General features: G+C 66.5%; 5 protein-coding genes and 1 pseudogene. All 6 read left to right on the plus strand.

The genetic code is table 11. The features are described 5' to 3' along the window. A pseudogene (locus VL752_RS19415) lies at positions 1-189 on the plus strand (sarcosine oxidase subunit beta); the annotation flags it as partial. A gap of 16 nt (positions 190-205) precedes the next feature. Then, positions 206-484 carry a sarcosine oxidase subunit delta gene (locus tag VL752_RS19420; protein WP_325357807.1) on the plus strand — a complete coding sequence of 93 codons (279 nt, stop codon included), beginning with the start codon at positions 206-208 and terminating at the stop codon, positions 482-484. Then, positions 484-3,534 carry a sarcosine oxidase subunit alpha family protein gene (locus tag VL752_RS19425; RefSeq protein WP_325357809.1) on the plus strand — a complete coding sequence of 1,017 codons (3,051 nt, stop codon included), beginning with the start codon at positions 484-486 and terminating at the stop codon, positions 3,532-3,534. Before VL752_RS19420 ends, VL752_RS19425 begins: the two co-directional genes overlap by 1 nt. Further along, a complete protein-coding gene (locus tag VL752_RS19430) occupies positions 3,524-4,069 on the plus strand; it encodes a sarcosine oxidase subunit gamma (protein ID WP_325357811.1) in 546 nt (181 codons plus the stop codon). The genes VL752_RS19425 and VL752_RS19430 overlap by 11 nt, the downstream gene beginning before the upstream one ends. Before the next feature lie 48 nt (positions 4,070-4,117). Next, entirely contained in the window at positions 4,118-5,473 is a 1,356-nt protein-coding gene (locus VL752_RS19435) for an L-serine ammonia-lyase (protein ID WP_325357813.1), read from the plus strand. A 149-nt stretch (positions 5,474-5,622) separates the two neighbouring features. Continuing rightward, positions 5,623-7,437 carry a methyl-accepting chemotaxis protein gene (locus VL752_RS19440; protein WP_325357815.1) on the plus strand — a complete coding sequence of 605 codons (1,815 nt, stop codon included), beginning with the start codon at positions 5,623-5,625 and terminating at the stop codon, positions 7,435-7,437. The last annotated feature ends 59 nt before the right edge of the window (positions 7,438-7,496 follow it).

The raw sequence follows: 7,496 nt of genomic DNA on the forward strand, positions 1-7,496 counted from the left end.
GTGAAGGGTCTTTATGTGAACTGCGGCTGGGGCACCGGCGGCTTCAAGGCGACGCCGGGTTCCGCCCATCTCTTCGCCCATACGATTGCGAAGGACGAGCCGCATCCGATCAACGCACCCTTCAGCCTGGAGCGTTTCACAACCGGCCATTTCATCGACGAAGCGGCGGCTGCCGCGGTCGCGCATTAACGCGAGGAGCCGGACAATGCTGCTCATTCCCTGCCCCTTCTGCGGCCCGCGCCCGGAACTCGAATTCCGCTATGGCGGCCAGGCCCATATCGCGCGGCCGGTCGACCCCTCGCCGCTCAGCGACCAGGAATGGGCCGGCTTCCTCTATCAACGCGACAATGAGCGCGGCGTGCATGCCGAGCGGTGGCGCCATATCCATGGCTGCGCGCGCTTCTTCAATGTGCTGCGGGACACCTCAACCGATCGTATCCTGACCAGCTACAAGACGGGCGAAGCCCGCCCCGAGGTGGCGTAATGCCCGATTCCCTGCCCCCCACGGTCACGATCGCGACCGAGCCCTACCGCACGCCGTCCGGCGGCCGGATTGACCGCGCAAAGCCCATTTCGTTCACGTTCGACGGCCGCGCCTATACCGGCCGCGCCGGCGATACCCTGGCTTCCGCCCTGCTTGCCAACGGCGTCCATCTCATGGGCCGGTCCTTCAAATATCACCGGCCGCGCGGCGTGATGACGGCGGGTTCGGACGAGCCCAATGCGCTCGTCACAGTCAGCCGAGATACAGGCCGGACGGCGCCCAACCTGCGCGCGACGCAGATAGAACTGTATGACGGCCTGACCGCGATCAGCCAGAACCGCTACCCCTCCCTCGCTTTCGATGTCGGCGGCATCAACGACCGCTTCTCGGCGCTCTTCCCGGCGGGCTTCTACTACAAAACCTTTATGTGGCCCCGCAGCTTCTGGGACCGCGTGTATGAGCCGGTCATCCGCTCGGCCGCGGGCCTCGGGAAAGTGCCGACCGCCCCGGACCCGGATCGCTATCTGCAGCGCAACGCCCATTGCGAGGTGCTGATCATCGGTGCCGGTGCGGCCGGCCTGACGGCTGCCCTCGCCGCCGCGGCTTCGGGCCTGCGCGTTATCCTGTGTGATGAGCAGGCCGAGATGGGCGGTTCGCTTCTCGCCGACACGAACTCGCTGATCGCCGGGAAACCGGCCCAGGTCTGGCTCGCCGAGACGCTGGCCGAGTTGGCCAGCTTCCCCAATGTCACGCTGCTGCCGCGCACCACGGGCTTCGGCTACTACCCGCATAACCATGTCGGGCTGGTGGAACGGGTGAGCGATCATCTGGCAAACCCGAACGAGAGCCAGCCGCGCGAGCGCATGTGGCAGGTTCGCGCCCGTGAGGTGGTGATAGCGACGGGTGCCTTGGAGCGGCCGCTGACCTTCCCGGAGAATGACCGCCCCGGCATCATGCTGGCCGATGCGGCAACAACCTATGTCAACCGCTATGGGGCTGTGCCGGGCCGCCGCGCGGTGATAGCCACCACCAATGACAACGGCTACCGCGCAGCCCTGACACTTGCCGAAGCAGGCGTTGAGATCGCGGTCATCGCTGACCTGCGCCATGCCCCGGCGGGGGATTGGTATGAGTCGGCCCTGAAGGCAGGCTTGCCGATTGCGGCCGGAAAGACCATCGCGGGTACTTCCGGAAAACTGCGGGTGGACGGCGCCTCCATCGCCTCCGTGGGCGCGGACGGCACGGTGTGGCAGACCCAGGATGTTGCCTGCGACCTCCTGCTGATGGCCGGCGGCTGGACGCCGACACTGCATCTCTATTCCCAATCTCTCTCCAAGTTGCGCTGGGACGAGGCACTGCAGGCCTATGTGCCGGGTGCGGTCGCTCCGTCCCAGGCGCTGCGCGCGGCCGGGGCAGCGAACGGCGCCTACGGGCTGGATGCGGCGCTGGCGGAAGGGTTCAAGGCGGGCCAGGAGGCCGCGCTCGCTGCCGGCGGCCCGGCCGTTACGACACGGCAGTTCGTAACGGTCTGTGCCGCCGCCGATGCCTCGACCTTTCTCGGCGCATTGCCGCACAACCGCGATGCCAGCCGCGTCCGTGCCTTCGTCGATTTCCAGAACGACAGCACGGCCAAGGATCTGAAACTCGCGGTGCGGGAGGGCTTCCGTTCGGTGGAGCACGCCAAGCGCTACACCACCACCGGCATGGCGACCGACCAGGGCAAGACCAGCAATATGCCGATGCTGGGCGTGATGGCACAGGCGCGCGGCGTCAGCGTGCCGGAGGTCGGTTTCACCACGTTCCGGCCGCCCTTCACGCCCACGACCTTTGGCAATTTCGCCGGAGCCGCGCGTGGCGACTTGTTCGACCCCGTGCGACGCACCGCGATCCACCCTTGGGCGGAAGCGAAGGGCGCGGTGTTCGAGGATGTGGGCATGTGGAAACGCGCCCACTACTTCCCAAAGTCGGACGAAGACATGCATGCCGCCGTGGCGCGGGAATGCCTGGCCGTGCGCAAGACCGTCGGCCTGTTCGATGCCTCTACCTTGGGCAAGATCGAGGTGGTCGGGCCCGATGCGGCGGAGTTCATGAACCGCATGTATATCAACCCCTGGACAAAATTGGGCGTCGGGCGCTGCCGGTACGGCGTGATGCTGCGGGAAGACGGTTTCGTCCTCGATGACGGCGTGGTGGGACGCATTGCCGCCGATCGCTTCCATGTCACGACGACGACCGGCGGCGCCGCCTCGGTGCTCAACATGATGGAGGACTATCTCCAGACCGAGTGGTCGGACCTCAATGTCTGGCTGACGTCGATCACCGAGGAATGGTCGGTCATCGCCGTGCAGGGGCCGAAAGCCCGCGCCGTTTTGGCGCCATTGGTCGAGGGAATTGACCTGTCTCCCGCCGCTTTTCCGCATATGGCGGTGGTCGAGGGCCGCATCTGCGGCGTCAAGACACGGCTGTTCCGGGTGAGCTTCACGGGCGAGCTGGGTTTCGAAGTGAATGTGCCCGCCGCCCACGGCCGCGCGGTCTGGGAAGCGATCTGGGCCGAGGGCCGGAAGCACGACATGGTACCCTACGGCACCGAGACCATGCATGTGCTGCGGGCCGAGAAGGGCTTCATCATCGTCGGCCAGGAGACGGACGGCACGGCAACGCCGGATGATGCCGGGCTCGCCTGGGCCGTGGGCAAGGCGAAGAAGGATTTCGTGGGCAAGCGCTCGCTCGCCCGGCCGGCGATGACGGATCCCAAGCGCAAGCAGCTTGTCGGGCTGCTCTCGGTGGACGGGCGCACGGTGCTGGAGGAAGGCATGCAGATCGTCGCCGACCCCCGCCAGCCGGTGCCGATGACCGTGCTCGGCCATGTCACCTCCGCCTATCGCAGCGCGGTGCTGGATCACCCGATCGCGCTCGCCATGCTGGAAGCCGGACGTAGCCGCCATGGCGAGACCCTGCACGTGCCGATGGCGAAGGGGGGTGCCATCGCGGTGAAGGTCGTGCCACCCGTCTTCTACGACCCTGAGGGAGCGCGCCTCGATGTTGTCTGACATTCTCGATGCCGGCGTGATCGAGGCGGATGGCGTCCGCCTTGAAACCCTGCCCGACTTCACCCGGCTCAACTTCCGTGGCGCCGAGGGTGCGGTGCAGGCGATGGAGACGGTCTTCGGACCGGCGCTGCCGCGCGAGGCCTGCCGGGCCTCACTTGGTGCCGATCGCGCGGCGCTCTGGCTGGGGCCTGACGAATGGCTGCTGCTGGCGCTGCCCGCCGTGGGCGAGAGCCTGATCGAGGCCGCCGAGGGACAGCTCGCCACGCTGCCGCATAGTCTGGTCGATATTTCCAGCCGCCAGATCGCCCTCGGCCTCTCCGGCCGGCAGGCGGCGACGGTGCTGGCGGGGGGGAATCCGCTGGATTTCGATCTCCGCGCCTTCCCCGTGGGCATGTGCACACGGACCATCCTGGGCAAGGCGGAGATCGTGCTGTGGCGGACCGAGGCAGAGCGTTTCCACATCGAGGTCTGGCGCAGCTTCGCGCCCTATGTGCGCGGCTTCATCGCTGAGCATATGCGCGAATTCGGCGGCTGAGGACGTCATGACCGGCCGGTGCTTCCGCCTTCTGCCAGGAGTTGCCGGATGATCAGCGTTTTCGAACTCTTCAAGATCGGCATCGGCCCTTCCTCCTCCCATACCGTGGGGCCGATGAAGGCCGCCGCCGCCTTCGTCGAAGCCTTGACCGAAGAACCAGTCCGCATCGCGGTCCGACTGCTCGGCTCCCTCGCATGGACCGGACGCGGGCATGCGACGGATACCGCGATCATGCTCGGCCTGGCACGCGAGCGGCCGGACAGCGTCCAGGCATCGGACGCGCGGCGGATCATCGACGATGCGCGCGGCGCCCACCGCCTGCCACTCGGCCGTGGCTGGATCGACTTCGATCCTGTGCGCGACATCGTCTTCGACACCGAAGCCGAGACCCCGGTGCATGCCAATACGATGGTCTTCACGGCCTTCGACGCCAATGGGGCGATCCTGCTCTCGGAACGCTGGTGCTCGGTCGGCGGCGGCTTCGTCGCCCGGGAGCAGGAGGTGGGCGCGCCGATCGAGGATGGCGCGGCGCCCCTACCCTTCCCCTTCACAACCGGCGCCGAGATGCTGCGCATGGGGGAGGCCTCCGGCCTCTCGGTCGCCGCCATGATGTGGGAGAATGAGCGCGCACTGTTGCCGCAGGCCGAGATCGAGCGGCGGCTGGACGCCATCATCGCGGTCATGATGGACTGCATCGACCGTGGCATCGCCGGGGAAGGCGAATTGCCGGGCGGGTTGAAGGTGCGCCGCCGCGCCCGCGCGCTGCTTGGCCGGATGGATGCCGCGGCCCGCAGCAACACGCCTCTGCCGCATGGATTGCTGGACCGTGTCAGCCTCTATGCCATTGCCGTGAACGAGGAGAATGCAGCCGGCGGGCGGGTGGTGACGGCACCCACGAACGGAGCCGCCGGCGTGGTGCCCGCCGTGCTGCGCCATTACCGCGACCATTGCCCGGATGCGCGGATCGAGGGCATGCGCGACTTCCTGATGACAGCGGCCGCGATCGGCGCGCTCTTCAAGATCAACGCGTCGATCTCCGGCGCGGAAATGGGCTGCCAGGGCGAGGTCGGCGTCGCCTGTTCCATGGCGGCGGCGGGGCTGACGGCCGCCCTCGGCGGCAGCATCGCCCAGGTCGAGAACGCGGCCGAGATCGGCATGGAGCATCACCTCGGCATGACCTGCGATCCGGTCGCCGGCCTGGTGCAGATCCCCTGTATTGAGCGCAACGCCTTCGGCGCGATCAAGGCGATCAACGCCGCCTCGCTGTCCCTGCACGGAGACGGCACGCACCGGGTGTCGCTCGATCAGGTGATCGCGACGATGCGGCAGACCGGCATGGACATGCAGTCCAAATACAAAGAGACCTCGCTCGGCGGTCTCGCGGTAAACTTTACCGAGTGCTGAACGCGCCGCCCGGCGGCCGGAACCTTCAGCCCGAATTCAGCAATATGTGACGCAGCCGCAGGCTATGGCGGCGGCCGGCAACGATTTCGCAAGACCCTCGCTGCTATGGCGGTTCGCCCTCGCCTTCGGGTCGCGCGAACGGAGTTGTCATGCTGAAGCGCCTGTCCATCACCGGCCAATTCACCTTGCTCGGCGGCATCGGCGTCATCATTACGCTGATCGCCGTCACGCTCGGGCTGAGTGCGATCTACGATGTGGCCCTGCAATCGAAGAAGACGCAGATTCGCAATCTCGTCGATTCCGCCGTGACCATGACGGAATTTTTCGTCCATGAGGCGCAGGCGGGGCATTTGTCGACGGCACAGGCGCAGCAGCTGGCGAAGGGCGCGCTGAGCGATGCCCGCTTCGACAACGGCAATTATTTCTTCGTCAACACCTATGATGGCGTCACCATCGTTCTGCCCAACAAGAAGCTGGTCGGCGTCAACCGCATGTATGTCAAGGATGCCTACGGCACCATCATCAACAAGCCGATGATCGATTCGGCCAGGGCGGGGCATCCGGCCTTCGTCAGCTATTACTTCCCCAAGGCCGGCCAGACGACGCCGGAGCCGAAGATCGGCTATTCGGTAGCGGTGCCGGAATGGCAGTGGACCATCGGCAGCGGTGTTTATGTCGATGATGTCCGAAAACTCGTCATCCGGAATCTCGAACAGCTCTCCCTCGTCATCGTGCCGCTCTTCATCGTCTTCCTGGCCGTGATCTATTTCCTGCGCCGGGGCGTGGCCCGGCTGCTGGCCGGGCTGACGCATAGTATGGAGGCAGTCGCCACCGGCCACTTCGACACCAACATTCCCGGCGCCGACCGGCGCGACGAACTCGGCCGCATGGCCGTGACCCTCGGCGTCTTCCGTGACGCGTCGCTGGAGAAGGAGAAGCTGGAACGCGAGACCGAGGCCGCACGCGCCGTGACGGCGCAGGAACGCGCCAACGCCGAGAGCGAGCGCGCCGACCGCGCCCAGCAGCAGACCCTCGTCGTCTCCTCCCTCGCCTCCGGCCTCGAGCGCCTCTCCGAGGGCGATCTCGTCTTCCGTCTCGCCGAGCCCTTCACCAGCGATTACGAAAAGCTCCGCCACGACTTCAATGCCGCCATGGACAAGCTGCAGGAGACCATGAGCAGCATTACCTCCGCCACCAGCGGCGTCCGCTCCGGCGCCGGCGAAATCGCCCAGGCCTCCGACGATCTTTCCCGCCGCACCGAGCAGCAGGCCGCTGGTCTCGAGGAAACCGCAGCCGCGCTCGACGAAATTACCATGGCGGTGCGCAAGACCGCCGAAGGCGCTCAGGAGGCCCGGAGCCTCGTCTCTCATGCCAAGAGCGATGCCGAACAGTCGGGAAAGATTGTCCATGACGCGATCAGCGCCATGGGCGGCATCGAGGAATCCTCCAGGCAGATCGGCAATATCGTCAGCCTGATCGACGAGATCGCCTTCCAGACCAATCTTCTCGCCCTCAATGCCGGGGTCGAGGCCGCGCGCGCCGGCGAGGCCGGCCGCGGCTTTGCCGTCGTCGCCGCCGAAGTGAAATCGCTCTCCAGCCAGACCGCCGAGGCGACCAAGGAAATCGGCGAGCGCATCAGCCAGATCCAGGGCGCGACCCGCGAGGCCGTCGACGCGATCCAGGCGATCACCACGACGATCGAGGAAGTCAGCGTGATTGCTACTGCGATCGGCTCGGCCATCGAGGAACAGGGCGCTGCGACCGCGGAGATCGCGCGTAACGTCACTCAGACCGCGGCGGCAACGCGCGATGTCACCACCAATATCGGCGGCGTCAGCGCGGCTGCGAACGAAACCGGTAGTGCCGCCGGCATGCTGTTGAGCGCTGCATCCGATCTCTCCAAGCAGGCCGAGCAGCTGTCCGGCGAAGTCAACACGTTCCTCGCCGGAGTACGCGCGGCTTAAGTGATCGACATGGCGTCGCTGCGGAGAGGTTCAGCAAGACCAGACTCCAGGCGCCCGAT

The organism is Acidisoma sp. (genome assembly GCF_035492295.1).
In the GTDB taxonomy this organism is placed as follows: domain Bacteria; phylum Pseudomonadota; class Alphaproteobacteria; order Acetobacterales; family Acetobacteraceae; genus Acidisoma.